This is a genomic window from Polaribacter sargassicola (genome assembly GCF_021991835.1).
Taxonomy (GTDB): domain Bacteria; phylum Bacteroidota; class Bacteroidia; order Flavobacteriales; family Flavobacteriaceae; genus Polaribacter; species Polaribacter sargassicola.
Genome location: NZ_JAHDAU010000001.1, coordinates 401,883 through 426,430, shown reverse-complemented (window position 1 = coordinate 426,430; position 24,548 = coordinate 401,883). Strand labels below are relative to the sequence as shown.

Genomic DNA, 24,548 nt, shown 5'->3' with positions numbered 1-24,548 from the left:
CCCAGAAATTTTATAATTATGTTAAAAACTTTTATTGAAAGACCCGTTCTTTCAACAGTAATCTCTATTATTATAGTTTTATTAGGGGTTATTAGTATCAACACATTACCTATAGAAGAATACCCAGATATTGCACCACCTACAATTAAAGTTAGTGCAAGTTATACAGGTGCAAATGCAGAAACAGTTTTAGAAAGTGTTATTATTCCTATTGAGGAACAAATTAACGGAGTTGAGGGAATGACGTATATTACCTCTACAGCATCTAACACTGGTACAGCAGAAATTACTGTTTATTTTGATCAAGAAATGGATGCAGATATTGCAGCAGTAAACGTACAAAACCGTGTAGCAAGAGCTTCTGCTTTATTACCACAAGAAGTTACACAAACAGGTGTTATTACTCAGAAACAAGAAACAAGTGCTTTAATGTTTATTTCTATGTATTCTGAGAATGAAGATTATGATGCAACATTTATACAGAATTACTTAAAAATTAATGTAATTCCGGCAATGCAACGTATTAGTGGTGTTGGTGATGTAAGTGTATTTTCTCAGCAAGATTACGCAATGCGAATTTGGCTAAAACCAGAAAAATTAGCAGCTTATAATTTAATTCCTTCGGATATTACTGCAGCTTTAAGTGAACAAAATTTAGAAGCCGCAGCAGGATCTTTAGGGCAAAATAATGGAGAATCTTTTTCTTACACATTAACTTATAGCGGACGTTTTAAAAACGAAAGTCAATACAGTGATATTGTAATTAAAGCTTTAGGAAACGGACAATTTTTACGTTTAAAAGATGTAGCAACAATAGAATTAGATGCACAATCTTACGCATCTAACGCAATGAGTTTAGGAAATCCGGCAGTTTTTATGGGGATTTTTCAAACCAAAGGTTCTAATGCACAAGAAATTATAGAAAACATAAAAGCAACTTTAGAAGATGTAAAAGCAGATTTGCCAGATGGTTTAGACATATTTGTACCTTATGATACAAGTTTGTTCTTAAATGCATCTATAGAAAAAGTAATTCACACATTATTAGAAGCATTCTTATTAGTTTTCTTAGTTGTATTTATCTTTTTACAAGATTTTAGATCAACTTTAATTCCTGCAATAGCGGTACCAGTTTCTATTATAGGTACTTTCTTTTTCTTAAATATTTTTGGTTATTCTATTAACTTATTAACATTGTTTGCATTAGTGCTAGCAATTGGTATTGTGGTAGATGATGCTATTGTAGTTGTAGAAGCCGTTCATGCAAAAATTGATGAAGGAGAAAAAAGCCCTAAAAAGGCAACATTAACAGCAATGAACGAGATTTCTGGAGCAATTATTTCTATTACATTAGTAATGGCTGCAGTATTTATTCCGGTAACTTTTATCACAGGACCAACAGGGGTATTTTACGAACAATTTGGTGTTACTTTAATTATCGCCATTTTAATATCAGCAGTAAATGCCTTAACCTTAAGTCCGGCTTTATGTGCATTGTTATTAAAAACACATAGTGATGAAGAAGAATTAAAAAAGAAAGGTCCTTTAAAACGTTTTTACACACTATTTAATCGTGGTTTTAATGCTACAATAGATAAATATGGTAAATCACTTCAATTCTTATACAAAAACAAATTTGTATCTGTTTTATTATTGATTATTGCTGGTGTAGGAATTTATTGGGCAGCAAATACAACCCCAACTGGTTTTGTACCAAATGAAGATAGAGGAATCATCTTTGCAAATATAGAATTACCTGCCGGAGCATCATTAGACAGAACCGATGCAGTAGCAAGAAAACTATATGCCAAAATGGAAGGTATGGAAGGTATTGTTGGTGTAAACTTTATTAAAGGTAGAAGTTTAATAAACGGTACAGGTTCTAATTACGGAATGGGAATTATTAAACTAGAAGACTGGAGTAAACGTGAAGATCCATCTCTTTCTTCTACAGCAATTACTGGTAAATTATTTGGTCTTGCAGCTAGTGTTCCAGAGGCTAAAATTATATTCTTTTCGCCACCTAGTATACGTGGTTTTGGTAACTCGGCTGGTTTTGAAGTAAATTTACTAGATAAATTTGGAGGAGAATTTAAAGACTTAGATGTTGCAAATCAAGAATTTGCCGCTGCAATAATGAGTCATCCAGAAATTCAATATGCACAATCTGCTTTTAACACAAACTATCCGCAATATGAAATGAAAGTAAATGTACCTCTTGCCAAAGAAAAAGGTGTAGAAGTCTCTAGTATATTTTCTACGTTACAAGGTTATATTGGTGGTATTTATGCTTCAGATTTTTCTAGATTTGGTAAACAATTTAGAGTTTACATTCAGGCTTTACCAGAAGATAGAGCAGATGTTAATGCTTTAAATAGTATGTATGTAAGAACAAATGCAGGAGAAATGGCTCCAATTGCAGAGTTTGTAAGTTTAGAAAGAGTTTATGGGCCACAAGCAGTAACACGTTTTAATTTATTAAACTCTACAAGTATAACAGGTGCAACCAACCAAGGTTTTAGTACAGGAGATGCTATTAGAGTTATAGAAGAAGAAGTTGCAAAATTACCAAGTAATTACACAATTGCTTATTCTGGTTTAACACGTGAAGAAGTAAGTGCAGGTAACCAAACAACTTTTATATTTATTTTAAGTATTCTGTTTGTATACTTTTTATTAAGTGCACAATACGAAAGTTATTTATTACCATTTGCCGTAGTATTATCTTTACCTTTTGGTGTATTTGGAGCTTATATAAGTACCAAGTTCTTAGGTTTAGAAAATAACATTTATTTTCAGATTGCTTTAATAATGTTAATTGGTTTATTAGCAAAAAATGCCATACTTATTGTAGAAATTGCTTTACAAAAAAGACGACAAGGAGAAACTATTGTAGAAGCAGCTATAGACGGAGCAAAATCTCGTTTACGTCCAATTTTAATGACTTCATTTGCCTTTATTTTAGGATTAATGCCATTGGTATTAGCAAAAGGTGTAGGGTCTGAAGGTAACAAATCTATTGGTACAGGTGCCGTTGGTGGTTTACTTATTGGTACAATTTTAGGAGTTTTTGTAATTCCTATTCTATTTATATTATTTCAGTGGTTACAAGAAAAAATTTCTAGTAAACCAGCAATACAAACTATTGAAGAATAAAAAGATGAAATTGATTATAAAAAATAAAAACTTTAGTAAAACAATTCTTTTAGTAGCGGTTTCTCTAACACTACAAGGTTGTTTTACAGCAAAAGACTATACAAGACCAGAATTAAAAGAAACAGAAGGTTTATACAGAACAGAAAATCTACCTAAAGATAGTATTTCTATTGCAAATCTTTCTTGGAAAAACCTTTTTACTGATACATATTTACAGCAATACATAACAGAAGGATTGCAAAATAATATGGATGTTCGTATTGCGCTTCAGCAAATAATAGCAGCAGAAGCTTATGTAAAACAAGGTAAAGCAGGTTATTTTCCAACATTAAGTATTGGGCCAAATTACACGCGTCAAGAATTTTCAGAAAACAGTCAATTTGGTTCTATTTTTACCGGTGGCATAAATACATTTGATGTTACTGCAAACTTATCTTGGGAAGCCGATATTTGGGGTAAAATAAAAAGTAATAAAAGAGCAACACAAGCAGCTTATTTACAAACTGTTGCAGCACATAAAGCTGTAAAAACACAATTAATTGCCAGTATTGCAAATACTTATTATAACTTATTGTCTTTAGATGCTCAGTTAGAAGTTACTAAAAAAACAATTGCTTCTAGAGAAAGTAGTGTAAAAACTATTAAAGCTTTAAAGGATGCGGGCCAAGTAACACAAATTGCTGTAGACCAAAATATAGCACAATATAACAGCGCAAAATCTTTACAGGTAGATATTGAAACTGCTATTTTTACAGCAGAAAACACTTTAAATATTTTATTAGGTAAAACTCCACAAGAAATTAAAAGAAGTAGTTTGTATACTCAAAAAATTAATCAAGATATAAAAATTGGTGTACCAGCAAGTTTATTAAGTAATAGACCTGATGTAATAGCTGCTGAATACGGATTAATTCAATCTTTTCAATTAACAAATGTGGCAAAAAGTAGTTTATATCCATCTTTAACATTAACAGCTTCTGGTGGATTACAAAGTTTAGAGTTTGATGATTTATTTAGTACAAGCTCTCTTTTTACTACTCTTGTTGGTGGTTTAACACAACCAATTTTTAATCAAAGAAAACTAAAAACACAAAAAGAAGTAGCTATAGCGCAACAAGAACAAGCTCTTTTAAATTTTAAAAAAACAATTTTAGTTGCAGGTAGCGAAGTTTCTAACGCACTATTTTCTTATAAATCTGAAGCTAAAAAATTTGAATTCAGAAAAAATGAAGTTGAAGCTTTAAGAAAAGCAGAAGCAAATTCTGAAGAGTTACTTAAAAATGGTTATGCTAATTATTTAGATTTATTAACGGCAAGACAAAGTGCTTTAAGTGCAGAATTAAATGTTATTGATAGTCAATTACAACAATTAGTTTCTGTTGTAGATTTATATGAAGCTCTTGGTGGTGGATGGAAATAGAGAATTAATATGATTACTAAAGCAGAATTGTTAAAATACTCTATTACCAAGTTTAGTCAACATGGTGGTAAGCATGTAACTTTAGACGATTTAGCTAAAGAACTTAGTATCTCTAAAAAAACTATTTATTCTCTTTTTAAAAATAAAGAAGATTTAATAACCTCTGGCGTAGAAAGCTTAATAAATAATTACAAAAAAGACATACATAAAATTATTAGTACACATACAGATACTATTTTATGCGTAATGTTAATATATAAAGCAGGGTTTGAGTATTTAAAATACCTTAAACCCTCTTTTCTTTTTAGTTTACAAAAATATTATCCTAAAGCAGATTTATTATTTAATAATTTTATAGAAGAATTGTCTTATAAAGTTATTTATAATTTACTGATAAAAGCTAAAAAAGAAAAAAATATTAGACCTGAAGTTAATATTGAATTAATTATAAAAATCTATTTTTTTAGAATAGATAAAATACTATTTAAAGAAAATAATTTATTTGAGTTTTATTCACAAGAAGAAATATTTAAGCATTTAATCGTCTATAACCTAAAAGGAATAACAAACTCTAATTATAATAATTCTTTTTTTGATTAGTTTACTACTTTTGTAATATGAAAAAAGATATTTTAATACCAGAAGTTACCGGTGTAGAAATGGCTGTTGTTTATGAATACAATGATGTTTATAAAACAGATGATTGGAACGTTTATATTATCAACAATAAAAATGTAGATTTAGAAATGATGGTAATTGTATCTCAAGGATATTCTAACACCAAAATAACTTCTTTATTTCGTAAAAAATTAGACAAACTACCAGCCAATTCTTTTGCTAAGATTGAGCTAATTCAGCCAGAATTATTTAAATTAAACAACCGTTTTCAGGTTACTTTTTTTGAAGGAAATACTTTGTACGAAAAAACATATCTTTTTAAAGAAAACACTATTAAAGAAGGTGCTTTACGTATGATTGATGAAATTAAAAAACGTGGTGTTTTAGCAGATTAAGATACTTCTTGGTACCTTTTACTGTATACAGAAGGAGAGACTCCTTCTTTTTGCTTAAAAATTCTATAAAAACTAGCTTTAGATTTAAAACCAGCATCATAAGCTATAGAAATAATTGTATATTTTTCTGCATCTCCTTTTTCAAATCTCTTTTTAACATCATTAATACGATGTTCATTTATTAAATCATAAAAACTAGTATTTAAATGATGATTTAATAATTCTGAAAGTTTTTTATTAGAAATTTCCATTTTTTCTGAAAGCTGAGTAAGATTCAATTCATCATTAAGATAAACTTTTTGTTCAGTTAATAGAATTTGTAATTTATGTTTTAAATTTTCTATTTCTGTTGGTTTTAAACTATCTAACTGCCTAACTATAGTTTTTTCTTTTTGCTTATTTAAATTAGAATTAAGAGTAATAATTGTATTTTCTTTTTTAGTTTCATCTAATTGATCTAATAAAAAACTTGGAATGAAAATTTGAGATTGGTACAAACCTTTGTATCCTAGATACAAATACAGAAAAAATAGCATAAAAGCTATTACTGTACCAATATTCCATAAATCTACTGTAAAGAATAATTCATAAACACTTAATAGAGAATCTATGCTAACTATTATTAAAAACCCAATTATAAAATGCTTATACCATACAAGGTTTTGAGATGATATATTTGCGTAATTATTTTGTATTGATATTTTTAAACGCTTTAAAAATAAAAGTGTTTTAAAAATATAAAAAATTATAAAACTGTTTTCTAAAATATTAAAAGGTATCTCTATTTTTACATACAATTTATGATACAGACTAAAATAATCTGTTGTTATTGCTATAAACAAAGGCACATTAAAAATTACAAAAACAACTAAAAATGGTATTAAAGTTTTTAAATAAGGTTTTAAAATTTTCTCTTTAGAAAAAACCAACGATTTTACTAAGTACAAAAAAGAGGGTCCTAAAAGATAACCAACGCCATGGCCAAATAAAACAGCAATACCTGCAGTAAACCTTATTTTGTGTAAAAAAGAGTAATAATAAAGTAAAAAGAAGAAAGCATTTATAAAAAAGATATTTAAAATTACTTTAGAAAAATGAACTTTAGATTTTACTAATATTAAAATTAGAAAAGCTAAAAAAGACATTCCAGCAATTAAAAAGAAATCGATAAACATTTCCCAACTATACATGGTTCGAATATAGATAGGATATGCAGCAAAAACAAAATAATTACTGGAAAATCTTTTTTAGAAATTATCTTTTAGAAATTTTTAAAGTTTGGGTACTATTGTCTGTATTTTTAATCTGTAAAAAATACAAACCACTCTTTAAATGATTTATATTTATCTCTTTACTTTCTTTAATTATTCCTCTTAAAATAGACTTACCACTTATATCATAAACAGTATAATTTAATCCATTTATGTCTATATCACTAGAAATATAAACTATTTCTTCTGAAGGGTTTGGGTATATTTTTAAACCATTAACAAACAGGTTATCAGTAATATCAAGAACATTATTAATTTTAGTACTTAAAATATAATTATCTCTAAATCCTAAAGAAGTAATTTCTAAATTTTCTGAACTATACGGACTAATATCTACAGTTTCTCTAAAAGATCCTGCAAGTATAATGTTGTCATTTTTATCAATAACTACTACTTGACTATCGGCTGCATTAACACCTCCAAATTGGTAAGCTCCTAAGAACTCTCCAGAATCATCCATAGAAATAAGATAACTTTCTAATGCATAAGGCGTCTTTTTAGTTAAATTAAAAGATCCTGCTGTTAACGTTTCACTATAAAAACCTACTACATATATATTATTATTAGAATCTAAATCTACGTTAAAACCAAAAGAAGAATCTGTTTCTCCATCAATTTCTTTAATCCAAGTAACATTTTGGTTCGTAAAATCTACTTTTGCAATATAACTTTCGTAATTATTATTAGAATCTATTACTATTTCTTCTGCAGTATCTTCATTGGCTGTTAAAATACCTCCATAATAACCTGTTACATAAGCATAACCGTTAGTATCTACTGCTATTGATGTTCCAATACTTTCTGATTCTGCTTCTCCTACTTTTACTACATTTTTAAACTCTCCATAAGCATCTAATTTTAAAGCAAAAGTACCTTTATAACCATCTGTAGTACTTAATTGTACAGGACTTCCCATAAAAATAGGCGTATAAAAAGTAGCAATACCTTCGTATCTTCCTGTAACATAAACATCTCCTGTAGAAGTTACATCAATATTCATTCCTAAATCTCCTTCTGTTCCTCCCATGTTTTTCATCCAAGAAAAATAACCATCAGAAGTATATTTTATTACAAATACATCAGAAAAACCATTTGATGTTATAGATAAAGTTCCTGCTGCATGAATCATACTTATACTATTTTGAAAATATCCTGTTAAATAAATATCTCCATTAGCATCTACACCAATATCACTTACATTTTCAAAACCATCTTCTGAAGAACCAAATGAATTTGCCCAAATAAAGTTTCCGTTTGTATCTAGTTTTAAAACAAACATTTCATAACTATCAGAACTTAATAAGTGTGTTCCTTCTCCTGGATCAGCATCAAATTCTCCTGCATCAAAATATCCAGCAACAATAACATTTCCATCTGCATCTACAGAAATACTTTTTGTAATTACAGAATGATAAACATCTATATCATCATCATCGGGTTGACCTAATGATTTTGCCCAAATAATATTTCCTGTTGCATCTGTTTTAGTTATAAATGAATTAAAATATCCTAATGCATTTAATTCTGTTTCATTAAAAGTAGATGTTTCTGCATAATAACCTACAGAATATGTATTACCATCATTATCAATAGCTACAGAAAACAGCACATCTTCTGAGGTACCACCAAATTGGGTTAACCAATCAATTGATTGTGCTTGTACTATTGAGATTAAAAAAAAGTAAAAAAATAAAAAAGTAATGTTTTTGTTCATGTTGTGGTTTTTATGTTAATAATACACAAATGAATCGTTTTCTTTTTAAAAAAGGTTCTTATTGGAAGCATTGATACTAATTTTTAGTACATAATACTTGCAAAAACATTAATTATTGACTTTTATTAATATTATTCTAATAGAATAAAAAATCAAACTGAAAATAATAATAATTTTTAGAAGTAAGTAAATAAAGTAACAATACTAATTTCTATCGCATAGTAAAGATATACGACAGAAATTTTATTATGATGTTTATTAAAATTCTTTTTTATTAACGTTAATTACCCAATAAAACCAATAACTAAATACATAATTACTGTAATTACACCGCCTAATAAAGCATAAGGTAATTGTGTTTTTACATGGTCTATGTGGTCTGATGCAGATGCCATAGAAGATATTATAGAAGTATCTGAAATTGGCGAACAGTGATCACCAAAAATACCTCCTCCTAAAGTTGCTGCAACTACAATAGTAATATCTGCTGCATGAATATTTGCCATTGGTATAGAAATTGCCAACATAATGGCAAAAGTTCCCCAAGAGGTTCCGGTAGAAAATGCAATAAAAGAACTAATAATGAAAACAACCGCTGGTAATAACTCTGGCGATAACCAATCTTTAGTTACATTGGCAACGTATAAACCAGTTTCTAACTCTTTACAAGCATCACCAATTGCAAAAGCCAACAACATTAACAAAGCTAAAGGCATTAATTCACTAATCCCTTTTAAGGTTAAATTAACCGCTTCTTTTGGTTTCATAATTCCTTGTATAAAATACATAATCATTGCCACTAAAAGTGATGTAATTACGGCGTATAAAACAGACGATGAACCAGACCCCTCGCCTATTGCTAAAGATGCATGATTTAAAAATGATGTTGCTTCTTTTACAGCATCCCAACCTGTGTAAATTAAATTAATTGGCATCATACAAACCATAACCATTAAAGGCACAATCATATTATAAGCTTTTGCTTTAATACCTTCTTTTGGCGGGTATGATGTTACTTCATCAGAAACCATTGGTTTAGAACCTTTATTCATTAACAAACCTGTTTCTTTGGTTCTTTGTTCTGCCTTTTTCATAGCACCAAAATCTTTCTTTGTAAAAATTACAATAAAAACAATGGCAATTGCTAACAACGGATAAAAATTATAAGCTATAGAACTTATCATTACAGAAAATGGTTTGTCTATACCTTGTGTTAATAATAAACCCATTATAAAGGCTCCCCAAGCATTAAACGGAATTAAAATTGATGATGGTGCAGAACTAGAGTCTGCTATGTATGCTAATTTTTCTCTAGGAATACCTAGTTTATCAAAAATTGGTCTGTATAAAGTACCAACGGTTAAAGAACTAATACTTGTTTCTACAAACAAAAATAGTCCTGTTAAAGTTGCTAAAACTTGTACCATTACTCTACTATAACCAGATTTTTTATTTTCGAATTTTACCAATTGTTTGTTTAAAATATTGATAAAACCTTCTACTCCTCTAGAATATTGAATAAAAATTAACAGTGCACCCACCAAAGCACTAAACATAATGGTTCTTGTATTTCCTGCAGATTGAAAAACATTTACCATTCCTTCTATCATTGCTAAGGTTCCTGTTAGCGGATTCCATCCTTTTATAATCAACCAAGAAAACCAAATACCAAAAAGTAAAGCAATATATACTTGTTTAGTTCTTAATGCTAAAATGATTGCCACAATTGGTGGTATTACCGATAAAAATCCATATTCCATAAAAAAGTTTTTAAGATTGCTAAAGGTAATAATTAAAACAAAAAAATTATTGTTTAACGAGAAAATTGACGTGTTTATCTAAATTAATTTTATTTTTTTCTACATACTTCTTCATTTGTTTAATAATCTTTAAATTAGAAATTATGAAAACTAAAAGTATAATCTTATTAATTTGTACATTTTTACTAACTTCTTGCGTTGTAAAATCTTTACATCCTTTTTATACCAAAGAAACAATTTCTTTTGATGAAAGTTTTATTGGTAATTGGCAAGATTCTAAAAAAGGAACTTGGACTATTGTTTCTTTTAAAGAAGAAATGTTGAAAGAAAATCCTCTAGAAAAATTGAAAAAAGACGATGTAAAAATTTATAATGAATATAAAAATAGTTATTATATCAAAAGAAATTTTGAAGACAGAGAGGTTTTGTTTATTGCAACTCCGTTTATCATAAATAACCAAAGATACTTAGACTTTTTCCCTATTGATCATCAAGAAAATATGGACAATTTATTAGAAAGTCATTCTGTTTATACGCATAGTTTGGTAAAATATGATGTGCAAAAAAATGGACAAATAGAAATTCGTTGGTTAGATGAAGATAAAATTGAAGACCTTTTTAAAGAGCGAAAAATAAAGATACAACATGAAACATTTGGTTTGTTAAATGAAAACTACTTACTAACTGCCAGCTCTAAAGATTTGCAAAAGTTTATTACTAAGTACATGGCTTCTAAGGATGCAGAAAAATGGGAAACCTCCACAAAATTTACATTAAGTAAAATAGATGACTAAGAATAAATCCTTTATCAAAAGAACAAAATCTCATAATATTTGGGTGTTTAACACCTTATTATGGGGTTGTTCTTTTACAATACTTTTGTTTTTATTTTCGGGCAATTCTTCTCCATCAAAAATTGATTATATTTATACAGCAACTTTTATTTTTACGCTAATAATTCCAGTTTCTATCAATATTTATTGGTTGTTGCCTACTTTTCTAAAAAATGGAAAACATTTACTATTTTACACACTTATCATTGGAATCCTTATTTTATTTGCACAACTTAATGCTTGGCTTTTTAATAGGATTGTAAACATATTTTTTAGTGATTACTTTTTTATTTCTTACCACAATACAGTAGAAATTTACTTTATCTTTTTTGTATTCTTTTTAGTAAGCATTTTAATAAAATTAGCAGAAGAATGGAGTTATTTAAATCGATTAGAAAAAGAAACTTTACGGGTAGAAAAGCAGCAGATAGAAAATCAATTAACAGCATTAAAGGCACAGATAAATCCGCATTTTTTATTCAATTCTTTAAACGTTTTATATGCACTTGCAATTGATAACAAAACAGAAATAACCAATGCTATTTTGCAATTATCCGATATTTTAAGATATGTAATTTACAATGAAAAATCAGATACAATTTCTCTTAATAAAGAAATTAACTTGATTGAGAATTACATTAATTTTGAAAAAAATAGACATATTGAAAACGCTAAAATTTCTTTCCATCATCAAGTTGATAAAAGTTTAGAAATCTATCCAATGTTATTGCTTCCTTTGTTAGAAAACAGTTTTAAACACGGTTTAAAAAGTGGTGTTAAAAATCCGTATATTGATGTTCATTTAACAACCAAAAACAAAAAGTTAGAGTTTAAAATTATTAATAATTTTAAAGAAATTACAAACGATGTTTTTAAAGAATCTAAAGGAATTGGTTTACAAAATATTAAAGAAAATTTGTCTATTATTTATCCTGAAAAACATCACTTTATAATAGAAAATAAAGAAAACATTTTTACTACACACCTAACAATATATTTATAAATTATGTATGTACATTGTTTAATTATTGATGATGAACCTTCTTCGCAAAAGGTATTAAAATCTTTTATTAATAAAATTGATTATTTAAACTTAGTACATGTTTGTAATAACGCAATTGAAGCTTTAGATTATTTAAAAAATAACACTGTAGATTTGCTTTTTTTAGATATAAATATGCCACAATTATCTGGTGTTTCGTTTTATAAATCTTTACAAAATCCGCCAAAAGTAATCTTTACAACTGCGTATTCAGAATATGCTTTAGACGGTTTTAACTTAAATGCAACAGATTATTTATTAAAACCTTTTTCTTTTGAACGCTTTGTGCAAGCTGTTTCTAAAGTAAAGAATTTAAAAGATTACATAGTAGAAAATATTATTATAAAAGCTGATAAAAAATTACATCAAATTAAGTTTAATGATATATATTTTATAGAAAGTTTAGGAGATTATATTAAAGTTCACTTAGAAAATACAACTTTAATTACATACAAAACGCTTACTAAAATGTATAGCGAATTACCAAAGTCTAATTTTATACAAGTTCATAAATCTTTTATTATCAATAAAAATAAAATCAATTATATTGAGGGAAATTTGGTAATTATTAATGCAAAAAAAATACCTTTAGGTCAAAAATATAAGAAAACTTTTCTCGAATTTTTTAACTCTTAATTATGTCTAAATTTTATAAAAAAATCACATCTAGGCTTCAAAAATTTATAGAAGCTCAAAAAATATTCTTTGTAGGAACTGCACCAAATTCTGGTAGAATTAATTTATCGCCTAAAGGAATGGATTCTTTTAGAGTAATTGATGAAAACCGTGTTTTATGGTTAAATGTTACCGGAAGTGGTAATGAAACCGCAGCACATTTATTAGAAAATGAAAGAATTACCATAATGTTTTGTGCTTTTGAAGGTGCGCCAAATATTTTACGTTTGTACGGAAAAGGAAAAGAAATTAAAGAAGGAGATGCTGATTGGAATAATTTAATTACTTTGTTTCCAGAAACTCCAGGAACTCGTCAAATATTTGATATTTCTATTGAATCTGCTCAAACTTCTTGCGGAATGTCTATTCCATTTTTTGATTATAAAGGCGAAAGAAATGAGTTAAATGATTGGGCAACTAAACAAGGAAAAGAAGGAATTAAAAACTATTGGAAAGATAAAAACCAAACAAGTATAGATGGTTTACCAACAGATATTTTAAAATAAAAAAAAACCAGTGAATTAAATTCACTGGTTTTTTTATTAGTATACAACTATTTTTATTAGTATACAACTATTTTTATTTAGATATAATAATCTTTTTAGTTGCTTTTTTATTTCCTTCTTGAATACTTAATAAATAAACTCCTGAAGAAATATTTTGTGTACTTATTTCTTTGTTAAATACAGACCCAGAAGATTTATAAACAGAGTTAATTATTTTTCTTCCTTGTAAATCAAATAACGAAATAATTACATCATCTCCATTAGTGTTATTTAATTGTACATTTAAAATTCCTTTTACTGGGTTAGGCCATAAAGAAACTTCGTTTAAAGAAAATTGATCTACTGCTAAAGTACTTTCTTCTATAGTAATAGTTTGGTTAGGTAACCATCCTTTTGCAGCATTTGTTACATCAACTTTAAATGCATCTGTAAAAGAGTTTACTTCAGAATTTGTAAAAGCAATTATACCAGCAGCAACATCTGCTTGTGTAAAAGTATCTCCTAAAACTAAATCTGTACCCTCTTTTGTAAGAAATCCTATATCTGTTAGTTCTACTAAAGTATAAATTTGTTCTGCATCTGTTTCAGAAGCTGTAGAAGCACTCATATTACTTGTAGTAATCACGTAATTAGAATTACCATTTAAAACTATATTAGAGCTAGAAAAAGAAGGAATACTTGTGTTTTCTATAGTAGAACAAATTGTTACAGATGCAGAATTTATTGCTCCTCCGTTTGATTCTGCATTATCTACAACTATTAATTTCCATTCTCCATATGCATTTTCTCCTAAAAATGGATCAGTCATATTATTCTCTGGAGCAATTGTACCTGATATTGCAGGGTCTGTTGTACTACAAACTAATTCATCTGCATCATCATCAAAAGTAACATTAGAAATATTATCTGTATCATCACAAGCATTAGAAAGTAAAACAACACTTGCTCCACTTGGTGATTCTAACGATATTGTTAAATCTTGCACACTTGTATGGTTTATATCTAATGTAACAATAACTTTATTTACATATAAATTATCTGTAACATTAATTGGTACATAAGCAGTATTTGGTGCTGTAAAAGGATTTAAACTAGCTGCAGAAAAATCTGTTGCTTCGTATGTATTAGAACAATCTGTTATACCTGTTTGAAAGCTACTAGCAACTGAATAGTCTCCTTCTCCACATCTATTAATTGGTTTAATTCTCCAATAATATACAGTGTTTGTTTCTAAATCGTCTACTGTTACAGTAGTAGCTATTACTTCATCTGTAAATAATATATTACTAAAAGATGCTGAATCTGAAAATTCTACTAGATAAGTTTCTGCATTTAAGTTTTCTTCCCACTCTAAAGCTACTCTTCTAGAAATACTTTTTTCTCCATTAGCTGGAAATTCTAAAGATGATGGATTATCACTAAAATCTTCTCGATAAACTACTAATGTAATTTGTCTTGTTTGTGTTTCATTTCCATTGTCTCCAATTATATCAATATCATAAGAACCAGCAGGTACATCTTCTAAACCATCAAATGTTACATTAAAACTACCTTCTTCACTTAAAGAGTTTTCAGAAAAAACTACAGACATATTTTCATGAGAACCAGAAGATGTAAATTGAGTAGTTCCTGCAACTGCTTGTCTAAACTCAAAATTAAAAACAGCATCAGAATCTGAACAAACTTTTTGTTCAGAATTATCTGTTAAAAAGTTAAACTCACCAGAAATACCTGTTACAATTAAAGAAAAGTTTTGAGCCTCTTCTAAAGTACCTTTGTGAGTAATAGTAATTGTATATTCTCCAGATGCATCTGCAACATCTACTCTTTCAAAAGGATCTACTAAATTATCTCCTTTATCATTTGTTTCTAAACCTGTAAGTTTCCATGGCATATATTCATTTTCACCTTGTGTAATTCTAATATCTAAATCATTAACTAAAGCTGCTGTTGGGTCATTTGAAATACCTGTATTTGCAACACCTGGTTTATCTGTCCAAGAAATAGATGCTAATAAAGGATTAAAACCATCAGATTTAACAGTTAAAGAATAAGTTCCTCCATTTGTTAATGTTTCTTCAGATATCCAAGATTCAAAACCTTTTTTAGTAATTGTTTCTGCTGCCACTTTGGTATTCATTAATCCCCACCCAGTAAGAGCATCTGGACCAACCATATCTGCATCATCTGCTGTATGCATAGCTAATCCTTTTAAAGTAGCAGCTTTCATAAAACTGCCATAAGTTTCATTATAATATTGCTGTAATAATAATAAAGAACCTGTTACGTTAGGTGCTGCCATAGAAGTACCTGTAATACTAGCATATTCATCGTCTGCACTTTCGTAAGTAGAATATACACCTGTACCATTACCCATAATATCTGGTTTTATTCTAAAATCATCCGTTGGCCCTTCAGAACTACTAGAGTTTCTTACAACAGAAGCTAAACTACCATCTGCATTTATACTAGCATCTTGCCCATTTGCAACAACTAATGTATTTTTAGATACTTTATCTCCATTTAATTTATCAAATAAACTATTTCCGTTTAAAGGATCTGCGTTTGCTGTATTATTATCTCCATCATTACCTGCAGAAGCAACCTTAAGATAGTAAGGTGCATTATATAATAACTCATCCCATTCTCTAGCATCAGCACCATAAGCCCCAAAAGTCCAGTCTGAAACCGCATCTGCATCATAACCATAAGAATGATTAGATAATAACATACCTTCAGCAGCAGCTGCAGTTGCTTCAGATAAATCATTATTCCAATCACTACCTATACCTTTAGCTTGTGGAGCCATACCTTTAGCTTGTGGTTCAAAACCAGATGCTATAATAGTACCCATAACGTGTGCAGCATGAAAATTTAATTCTGTAGTACCATCACCAATAGAAAATCTATCCTCTCCTCCATCTCCATCATATTCTTGATGAGTTGTTCTTGCTAAACCACCATCCCAAACATAAGCTGTCATTCCTTGGCCTTCTATATCTAAACCTAAACCACCATCTTTATGTAAAAAATTAGCTCTTGTAGAAATTGCTGCATCAGCATTATCTGTTTTGTAATATAAAGGTTTTCCGTCTTTAGATACTTTCATTAGCTCATAATAAGATCCATCAGAATCTATATAAGAGATTTTCCATCCTTTTTGTTTTGCTATAAGGATTGCATTATCTTTTTCTAATAAAAAATTAGAAGAAAAATTTTCTTTAAGTTTTTGTAATTTTACTAAATCGTAATCTTTTATTATTATTTGTTTTTCACTAGTTTTTTGACCTACTATTGAAAAACTTATAAAAAATAAAATTAAAGACAGTTTCTTAAGGTAATTGTGTTTCATGCTTTTATTTTAAACTTTTTTTGTTTACTAGCAAATATATAGTTTTATTTATTTTTTTATAAAATTTTAACTTTTATCATGAAAAATTTTTCATATTCTAATAGAAAAGACATCAAAAAAAAATTACAATCTACAGAGTTTGATTTGTTAATAATTGGTGGTGGAATTACAGGAGCAGGAATTGCCTTAGACGCTGCGTCTAGAGGAATGAAAGTTGCTTTAATAGAAAAAAACGACTTTGCTTCTGGTACCTCAAGTAAATCTACCAAACTAATTCACGGTGGTTTGCGTTACTTAAAACAATTTGATTTTTGGTTGGTAAAAGAAGTAGGTACAGAACGTGCAATTGTGCACAAATTAGCACCACATTTAGTAGTGCCAGAAAAAATGATTTTACCTTTAATAGATGGCGGAACTTATGGTTCTTGGTTAACTTCTATCGGATTAAAAGTGTATGATATTTTAGCCTCTGTAGAAGGAGAAGATCAACGTAAAATGTTAGATAAAAAAGAAGCTTTAGATAAAGAACCTTTATTACCAAAAAACATTTTAAATGGCGCAGGTTATTATGCAGAATACAGAACAGATGATGCTCGTTTAACAATAGAAGTTTTAAAAACAGCTTTAAATTACAACGCTAAAATTATTAATTATACAGAAGCTTCAGAATTTATTTATAAAGATAATAAAGTTGCTGGTGCCTTAGTTAAAGACAATTTAACAGATGAGTATTTTGGTATAAATGCAAAATATGTAGTAAATGCAACAGGCCCTTGGGTAGATGATTTACGTAAAACAAACCATTCTAAAACAGGCAAACGTTTGCATTTAACAAAAGGAGTTCATTTAGTTGTTGCACATAAAAAATTACCTGTAAAACAATCTGTTTATTTTGATATTCCAGATGGTAGAATGATGTTTGCCATACCAAGAGGAAAAGTTACTTATTTTGGTACAACAGACACTAATTATCAAACAGATAAAAATAATGTTAATGTTGATATGGTAGATGTTATGTATTTAATTTCTGCTGTAAATAATATGTTTCCAGATATTCATCTTACTATAGAAGATATTCAATCTTCGTGGGCAGGCTTGCGACCGTTAATTCATGAAGAAGGTAAATCTGCCTCTGAATTGTCTAGAAAAGATGAAATTTTTGTTTCTGATACAGAATTAATTTCTATTGCTGGCGGAAAATTAACAGGTTATCGTAAAATGGCAGAACGTATTGTAGATTTAGTTGCTAAAAAATACGAAAGAAGATTTAACACCTCTTTTGATGAAATAAAAACCAAAGAAATTGTACTTTCTGGTGGAGATTTTAAAAATTATAGCGAAGTAAAAAGTTATACAGATGCAATTCAGAATAGAATTGCAGAAGTAGATTTTGATAGAAAAGATGCTGAATATTTAGTACATAATTACGGAAAACAAACAGATATTATTTTGCAAAAATTTGATGATTTAATGCATGAAAATATGCAAGAAAAATTAATAAAAGCAGAAGTTTGGTATGCTATAAACTACGAAATGGCTTGCACACCAACAGATTTTTTTATGCGCAGAACTGGTCGTTTATTTTTTGATTCTAAAAGTGTATTTATACACAAAGAATATGTAATACAACTATTTGAAAATCAGTTTAATTGGAGTAAAAACACTAAACAAAAATATATTGATGAATTAAATAAAAAATTAGCATCAATTTTAACATTCAATTAAAAAATAATTTATATTTGATATAACTATTTTTAATCTTAAGGCTTATGTACATATAGCTCATTTTTACCTTAAAAAAAGCACATTCTTTTAGGAAAAAAGAATAGCTATTATATGTATTAAAAAATAAACTTAAAATTAAAAATTATGAAAACAATATATGCATCAGCACTTGTGCTGTTTATGTCTCTTTCTTTGGCTGTAAATAAAATATCTGCACAAGAAAACAAAATTATAGCAACTTTTAACAGCATTACAGAAAACGGATTTTACAAATTTATAGACGATAAAAAAACCGTTCACTTATTTTATGATATATCTGATGATGTAGAAATTGCCTTGTATGATGATAGCTATTTAGGTAAAAAATTTTCTATTACCTACAGCACAAAAAAAATTGATGAGCTAGATGATGAAGGTGAAGAAACAGGAGAAAAGATAACTGTAAAAATTATCTTAACAATTAAGGAAGAAAATTAATAAATAAAAAAGACCACTTATTTAAAATAATAAGTGGTCTTTTACTTATTTAAAGAATTTTAGTTCTAATAGGTTTTGTGTTAAAAAACTCTACAACTTCTATATTAAAAACACCTTTTGATGGATATTTTCTATATTCGTTTACATAGTGATAACCACCTATTAAATATAATTTTTCATTAAAAAAATGCATTTTAGCATCCTTTAAATTCAAGTCTACTTTAAATTCTTTTAACTCTCTTGTTTTAGGTTGAAAAGTTGTTATTTTTCCATTTTCATTTAAATAAATAAATTCTTTATCTTTAGTAATTGCAGGATTTTTCATTGCTGTAAAAAGGGATCCTTCCTTTTTCCATCTTCCGGTTTTTAAATCAAAAGATTCTATATCTGTTAAATTCTTTCTATTATAACCTCCAAAAAAATATAATTTATCATCAAAAACAATACCTGTAACTTCTTTACTTTTTGGCATTTTAGTTAATAAATACCAATATCCGGTTTTTAAATCATATATATGAATGTCATCTGAATAAAGAATATTGTTATTTTTTAATTTTTTTGTAGAACCACCAAAAACTATAATTTTATCTTCATACAAAACACTACCAAAATTTACTGCTTGGTGCGGATTTGTTTGATCTTTTGTAATAGACAAATCTTTTAAAGAAAGTAACTCTATATCATTAGCCAATAACTCTCTTGTTTTCTTTTTAGACAATTTTTTACCTCCCATTAAATAAACAGTGTCTTTATAAGAAATTGCATTGCTATAAGCTCTTTTTAAAACTCTATCTTTAACAATACTCCATCTGTCTTCTGTTATATTGTACGTTTGTAAATCACCTATAAAACTTGTGTAATTAGAAAATTTTGGTTTTGTTAAAAACCTCATTATTTCGGTTTCACTACTAAATGTTAACTCACTTAAAGCTTCTTTATTCTGTTCATGATAATTTGTTATATCACCACCAAATACATAAATTTTATTATTATTTAATACAGATGCAAAAGAATAAGCTCCTCTAGGTAAGTCTTCTAATCTTTTAAATTTAATAGTATTTTGCAACTTTTTATTTGCACTAATATTAAAACCTTCTAAAGTTTCTAATTTTTCTTTAAGATAAACTATAAAAGGTTTGTCTGTTTTCTTATAAGTAATATTTTTTGTTTCATATTTAATGTGAGAAACAGAAAAATTAATACTTTTTTTACCTTTTAAATTAAAAGAAAACTCTCCTTTTTGGTTGGTGTTAATAGTTTTATCAACAAAAAAAACATGTGCTCTTTCTATTGGTTGTTTTGTTTCTAAATCTAGAACTGTAACTTTAATTTTTTGAGAAAAGCATGTTATATAAAACAGTAAAAAAGAAATTGTAAAAATTGGTTTCATAGTAGTGATTAGTTTTATTTTTTATAGCAATAATTATACCTCTTTTTCATTTTCTTTAAGATCTTCTGTTAAATCTAATTTTCTTAAAGTTGGGTTTAAAGCACCAGTTGCAACAACAGTAATTAAAGTCATACTTCCGCCAAAAATAACCGCCATTGCTGGGCCTAATAATTTTGCTGCTAAACCACTTTCAAAAGCACCAAGCTCATTAGAAGAACCTACAAACATAGAATTTACAGAAGAAACTCTACCACGCATATCATCGGGTGTTTTTAATTGTAGTATTGTTTGACGAATTACCATAGAAATACCATCTGCAGCGCCACTTATAAATAAAGCCAAAATACTTACCCAAAAAATAGAAGATAAACCAAAAGCAATAATACTTAAACCAAAAATAAAAACAGAAAATAACATTTTTTTACCTGTATTTTTATTGATAGGAATATATGTTGTTAAAAACATTGTTACAATACTTCCCATAGAAATAGAAGCGTTTAAAACCCCAAAACCTTCTGGCCCAACCTTTAAAACATCTTGTGCAAAAACAGATAAAATAGCTACAGTTCCGCCAAATAAAACAGCAATCATATCTAAAGACAAAACGCCTAAAATTGCTTTGTTTTTAAACACAAATTTTACACCAGCTTTTAAACTTTCTTTCATAGGCTCGCCAATTTTTTTGTTTAAAATTGGTTTCTTTTTTATTTGAAAAAGAAAAATAAGTGATAAAATTACCAAGACAAATACCAAACAAAGTGTTTTATCAACACCTATCCAACTAATAAAAAATCCACCAAACAGAGCTCCAGAAACAGAAGCGGTTTTCCAGGTACTTGTACTCCAAGTTGCAGCATTATGGTATATTTTTTTAGGAACTAAAAGTGCTACTAAAGAAAAAATTGTGGGTCCAAAAAAAGAACGCAAAAACCCACCAAAGAAAACCAATCCATAAATTGAATATAAGATTGATTTTGTAGACCAACTACTTACAATACTATTAGTAGTTAATAAAAATAAACCTAAACTAATTAAAGAAAAAGCAGCTGTACAAATGGCTAACAGGTTTCTTTTTTCATTTTGATCTACTATATGACCTGCAAATAAAGCCATAGTAAATGCTGGTATAATTTCCATTAAACCAATAACCCCCAAAGATAAAGGATCTTTTGTTATAGAATATACTTGCCATTCTATAACAATAAATTGCATAGACCAACCAAAAACAAGTAAAAACCTAACAAATAAAAATATATTAAACTCTTTTATTCTTAAAGCTGCATATGGATCTTGCTTTACCATTTTTATACTGTTTAAAGGTTCATTTTTTATGTAATAAAAATAGTATTAGCTTAATTTCATATCCATTAAAATGGCAAAAGTTTGGTTAATATCTTCTTCTTTTACAACAATTGTCATTTCGTTTGTAGTAGAAATTATTTCTTGTAAAGGAATATCTGCCCAAGCTAATTGTTTTAAAATAAAGTAATAAATACCAGATTGCTCTAAATTTTCTTTTGGTAATTTTATGGTAATAGATGCTAATTCTAACATACTGTTAGTTAGCGTTTCTTGTTCAAAAATTTCTTCTACAAAAGGTCTTAAATTTTTACTAGTAACAATATTGGTTTCAAAAATTCCTTGAGAAACCGTTAAAAAGTAATCAGAATTTTCTGAAGATTTTGTAAGAATTTTTGCAATTTCTCTTAATAACGAAGGAGTATTTTTAAAAGTAAAATCACACAAATCAGATCTAACTATAACATCACCTAAATCTAATGCTAGTTTTTTAATATTTCTTCTAATGCGTAACTCACTTGCAGGTGATAGTCTATTAATAGCCATCATTACGGCTCCTACTTTTATATCTTTCTTTAAAATAGCAGAAACTTCTGGTAAAATAATTCTTGCCAAAGAAGATACATTTATCAACTTTTCATTTAAAGCTTCTTCTATAAAAGGTGTTTTTCTAATAGTACTTTCTACAACTTCTTGTATTGTTTTCATTATAGATGTTTAATAAATTACATTAATGTTCAAAATTAAACATTTAATCTAATTTATCTGTCAACTTTTTAAATTCTTTTTTAGGATTTTTATTTTCATACAAAACATTATAAACAGTATCTATAATAGGTGTTTTAGTATTGTTTTCCTGTTTAATTATGTATGCACTTTTAGTAGCATAATAACCTTCTGCAATCATACTCATTTCCATTTGAGCAGATTTAACAGTGTATCCTTTACCAACCATATTACCAAATTGTCTATTTCTACTAAAAATAGAATAGCCAGTAACTAATAAATCTCCTAAATAAGCAGAGTTGTTAATGTTACGTTTCATCTTATGTACTTTTTTAATAAAACGTTTCATTTCTCTAATGGCATTACTCATTAAAACTGCCTGAAAATTATCTCCATAACCTAAACCATGTGCAATACCCGCTGCAACTGCATAAATATTTTTTAACATAGCAGCGTATTCTGTACCTATAATATCATCAGAAATTTTTGTTTTAATGTACCAACTTTGTAAGGCATTTTTCATGCACTTGGCTTTTATTTCGTTTGTACATGCTATTGTTAAATAAGATAAACGCTCCATAGCTACTTCTTCTGCATGACAAGGACCTGTAATAACACCAATATTATCTAAAGGAATATTAAACTCTCTATTAAAATGCTCGCCAACAATTAAACCTGTTTCTGGTACAATACCTTTAATAGCAGAAAAAATAGTTTTATTTTGTAGAGATTCTGTTAATTTATTTAGCTCGCTTGTTAAAAAAGCAGATGGAATGGCAAAAATTAAAATATCGTAATTTTTAACCATATAATTTATATCATCTGATAAATCTAAACGATTTGCATCTAATTCTGCAGAACTTAAATATCTAGGATTATGGTCGTTTTCTTTAATATGCTCTATTGCAAGCGTATTTCTCATATACCAACCAACAGTTTCTAAGTTTTCTATCAACATTTTAACAATTGCAGTTGCCCAACTTCCACCACCTAAAACCGCTATTTTTTTTTGTTCACTCATTAAAATTAGTTTAATGCATCAAAAGTAATAAAACTATTAAGTTATAAAGAATCCATAGTTGATTTATTATATTTGTTAACAATCTATTTATATTAAAAATGAACGTACAAATAATTAATAAATCTAAACACGCAACACCAGCATACGAAACAGAAGGTGCAGCAGGTATGGATTTAAGAGCAAATATAGAAGAATCAATAACTTTAAAACCTTTAGAAAGAGCTATTGTAAAAACGGGTTTATTTATTGCTTTACCTGTTGGTTTTGAAGCACAAGTTAGACCAAGAAGTGGTTTGGCTGCTAAAAAAGGAATTACTGTTTTAAATTCTCCTGGAACTATAGATGCAGATTATCGTGGAGAAATTGGGGTAATTTTAGTAAACTTATCTAATGAGGATTTTATTATAAATGATGGTGAAAGAATTGCGCAATTAGTTATTGCAAAACACGAAAGAGCTGTTTGGAAAGAAGTAGAAGTTTTAAGCGAAACAGAACGTGGTGCTGGTGGTTTTGGTAGTACAGGAATTTAATTTTAATGGCTATTTATAAAGAATATCAACCATTAAGAATTTCTAGTGATTGGAAAATTGAATGGAACTGTTTTTTTGAAATTGATCCGTCTGAAGAAACAATGACCTATTTTGCTGAAAATTTATTGTTTTTATATTCTGAAAACCGAAATAGATCGATAGAATTACAATGGCAACCAGAAGATGATGTAAATGGTGAGTATGTTTTAAAAGTTATAAATTTACAAGAAGAATTTAATAAAGTAAATAACACTTTTTTAATGGCTGGAAATTGGGGAAATCCGCATTTAATTTATAAATCAAAAAAAAGGTTAGAAATTGTAAATAAAATTGAAGAGTTGTGCTATTTTTTAGAGGAATTTAAAGATGAACGCATCTTAAAAAGTAGAGGAATTGTAGACGAGAAATTAGAAGCTTTAAGGTTAACATTTTTAGAAAAAGGATATACTAGTAAAATAGCTAAAATGTTGATTGACTCTAAAAATTCAATTTTACAAAACCTTTTATTAAATACTAAAGAAATAGATAAACAAAGTGTACTTTTTTTATCAAAAAATGGAGCTAAGAAAAGTATTAAAAATAAAGCAAAACATATTTTAAAAAGTAAAAAGTTTAATTAATAATTTAAAAATAAAAGT

20 protein-coding genes are annotated in these 24,548 nt (G+C 28.0%); 12 read left to right on the top strand and 8 right to left on the bottom strand.

Translation table 11 applies throughout. The annotated features are described in order from the left end of the window. Positions 1 to 18 precede the first annotated feature (18 nt). Genes KI686_RS01810 through KI686_RS01795 form a run of 4 tightly spaced genes read left to right on the top strand, consistent with a single transcriptional unit; the run spans position 19 to position 5,589 of the window. Positions 19 to 3,156, top strand: a complete 3,138-nt coding sequence (locus tag KI686_RS01810; RefSeq protein ID WP_237587534.1) for an efflux RND transporter permease subunit — start codon at positions 19 to 21, stop codon at positions 3,154 to 3,156. 4 nt (positions 3,157 to 3,160) lie between these two features. Continuing rightward, on the top strand, positions 3,161 to 4,576 hold the full coding sequence (locus KI686_RS01805; protein WP_237587533.1) for an efflux transporter outer membrane subunit: 1,416 nt from the start codon (positions 3,161 to 3,163) through the stop codon (positions 4,574 to 4,576). Positions 4,577 to 4,585: 9 nt separating this feature from the next. Beyond that, positions 4,586 to 5,176: a TetR/AcrR family transcriptional regulator gene (locus KI686_RS01800; protein WP_237587532.1), complete on the top strand. Its 591-nt coding sequence runs from the start codon at positions 4,586 to 4,588 to the stop codon at positions 5,174 to 5,176. 17 nt (positions 5,177 to 5,193) lie between these two features. Further along, entirely contained in the window at positions 5,194 to 5,589 is a 396-nt protein-coding gene (locus KI686_RS01795; RefSeq protein WP_237587531.1) for a hypothetical protein, read from the top strand. On the opposite strand, the gene KI686_RS01790 is transcribed toward KI686_RS01795, so the two are convergent. The 3 genes from KI686_RS01790 to KI686_RS01780 form a co-directional block, all read right to left on the bottom strand. Next, positions 5,586 to 6,779: an AraC family transcriptional regulator gene (locus tag KI686_RS01790; protein WP_237587530.1), complete on the bottom strand. Its 1,194-nt coding sequence runs from the start codon at positions 6,777 to 6,779 to the stop codon at positions 5,586 to 5,588. The two genes, KI686_RS01795 and KI686_RS01790, sit on opposite strands and share 4 nt — an antisense overlap. A gap of 64 nt (positions 6,780 to 6,843) precedes the next feature. After that, positions 6,844 to 8,574, bottom strand: a complete 1,731-nt coding sequence (locus KI686_RS01785; RefSeq protein ID WP_237587529.1) for a T9SS type A sorting domain-containing protein — start codon at positions 8,572 to 8,574, stop codon at positions 6,844 to 6,846. 284 nt (positions 8,575 to 8,858) lie between these two features. Then, positions 8,859 to 10,334 (bottom strand): Na+/H+ antiporter NhaC family protein, encoded by a 1,476-nt coding sequence (locus KI686_RS01780; protein WP_237587528.1) that lies wholly within the window; start codon positions 10,332 to 10,334, stop codon positions 8,859 to 8,861. A 143-nt stretch (positions 10,335 to 10,477) separates the two neighbouring features. Between KI686_RS01780 and KI686_RS01775 the strand changes: the two genes are divergently transcribed. The 4 genes from KI686_RS01775 to KI686_RS01760 are packed head-to-tail and all read left to right on the top strand — an operon-like array spanning position 10,478 to position 13,390. Then, positions 10,478 to 11,128, top strand: coding sequence for a hypothetical protein (locus tag KI686_RS01775; RefSeq protein ID WP_237587527.1), 651 nt, complete (start codon positions 10,478 to 10,480; stop codon positions 11,126 to 11,128). After that, positions 11,121 to 12,170: a sensor histidine kinase gene (locus KI686_RS01770; RefSeq protein WP_237587526.1), complete on the top strand. Its 1,050-nt coding sequence runs from the start codon at positions 11,121 to 11,123 to the stop codon at positions 12,168 to 12,170. The genes KI686_RS01775 and KI686_RS01770 overlap by 8 nt, the downstream gene beginning before the upstream one ends. A gap of 3 nt (positions 12,171 to 12,173) precedes the next feature. Beyond that, a complete protein-coding gene (locus KI686_RS01765) occupies positions 12,174 to 12,845 on the top strand; it encodes a LytR/AlgR family response regulator transcription factor (RefSeq protein WP_237587525.1) in 672 nt (223 codons plus the stop codon). 2 nt (positions 12,846 to 12,847) lie between these two features. Then, entirely contained in the window at positions 12,848 to 13,390 is a 543-nt protein-coding gene (locus KI686_RS01760) for a pyridoxamine 5'-phosphate oxidase family protein (protein WP_237587524.1), read from the top strand. 73 nt (positions 13,391 to 13,463) lie between these two features. On the opposite strand, the gene KI686_RS01755 is transcribed toward KI686_RS01760, so the two are convergent. Then, positions 13,464 to 16,742, bottom strand: a complete 3,279-nt coding sequence (locus tag KI686_RS01755; RefSeq protein ID WP_237587523.1) for a S8 family serine peptidase — start codon at positions 16,740 to 16,742, stop codon at positions 13,464 to 13,466. A gap of 78 nt (positions 16,743 to 16,820) precedes the next feature. On the opposite strand from KI686_RS01755, the gene KI686_RS01750 reads away from it, so the two are divergent. Next, positions 16,821 to 18,467 (top strand): glycerol-3-phosphate dehydrogenase/oxidase, encoded by a 1,647-nt coding sequence (locus KI686_RS01750; protein WP_237587522.1) that lies wholly within the window; start codon positions 16,821 to 16,823, stop codon positions 18,465 to 18,467. Positions 18,468 to 18,611: 144 nt separating this feature from the next. Next, positions 18,612 to 18,944, top strand: a complete 333-nt coding sequence (locus tag KI686_RS01745; RefSeq protein WP_237587521.1) for a hypothetical protein — start codon at positions 18,612 to 18,614, stop codon at positions 18,942 to 18,944. A 49-nt stretch (positions 18,945 to 18,993) separates the two neighbouring features. Here KI686_RS01745 and KI686_RS01740 read toward each other — a convergent pair whose 3' ends face one another. Genes KI686_RS01740 through KI686_RS01725 form a run of 4 tightly spaced genes read right to left on the bottom strand, consistent with a single transcriptional unit; the run spans position 18,994 to position 23,380 of the window. After that, on the bottom strand, positions 18,994 to 20,334 hold the full coding sequence (locus tag KI686_RS01740) for a Kelch repeat-containing protein (RefSeq protein WP_237587520.1): 1,341 nt from the start codon (positions 20,332 to 20,334) through the stop codon (positions 18,994 to 18,996). 33 nt (positions 20,335 to 20,367) lie between these two features. After that, positions 20,368 to 21,636 carry an MFS transporter gene (locus KI686_RS01735; RefSeq protein WP_237587519.1) on the bottom strand — a complete coding sequence of 423 codons (1,269 nt, stop codon included), beginning with the start codon at positions 21,634 to 21,636 and terminating at the stop codon, positions 20,368 to 20,370. A 45-nt stretch (positions 21,637 to 21,681) separates the two neighbouring features. Next, positions 21,682 to 22,341: a hypothetical protein gene (locus KI686_RS01730; RefSeq protein ID WP_237587518.1), complete on the bottom strand. Its 660-nt coding sequence runs from the start codon at positions 22,339 to 22,341 to the stop codon at positions 21,682 to 21,684. Positions 22,342 to 22,384: 43 nt separating this feature from the next. Beyond that, entirely contained in the window at positions 22,385 to 23,380 is a 996-nt protein-coding gene (locus tag KI686_RS01725) for an NAD(P)H-dependent glycerol-3-phosphate dehydrogenase (protein ID WP_237587517.1), read from the bottom strand. A gap of 98 nt (positions 23,381 to 23,478) precedes the next feature. Between KI686_RS01725 and dut the strand changes: the two genes are divergently transcribed. Together dut and KI686_RS01715 are read left to right on the top strand one after the other, a co-directional pair. Then, complete coding sequence (gene dut, locus KI686_RS01720; protein WP_237587516.1) at positions 23,479 to 23,910, top strand: dUTP diphosphatase; 432 nt, start codon at positions 23,479 to 23,481, stop codon at positions 23,908 to 23,910. Between the two features lie 5 nt (positions 23,911 to 23,915). Next, positions 23,916 to 24,530 carry a hypothetical protein gene (locus KI686_RS01715; RefSeq protein ID WP_237587515.1) on the top strand — a complete coding sequence of 205 codons (615 nt, stop codon included), beginning with the start codon at positions 23,916 to 23,918 and terminating at the stop codon, positions 24,528 to 24,530. Positions 24,531 to 24,548: the final 18 nt, after the last annotated feature.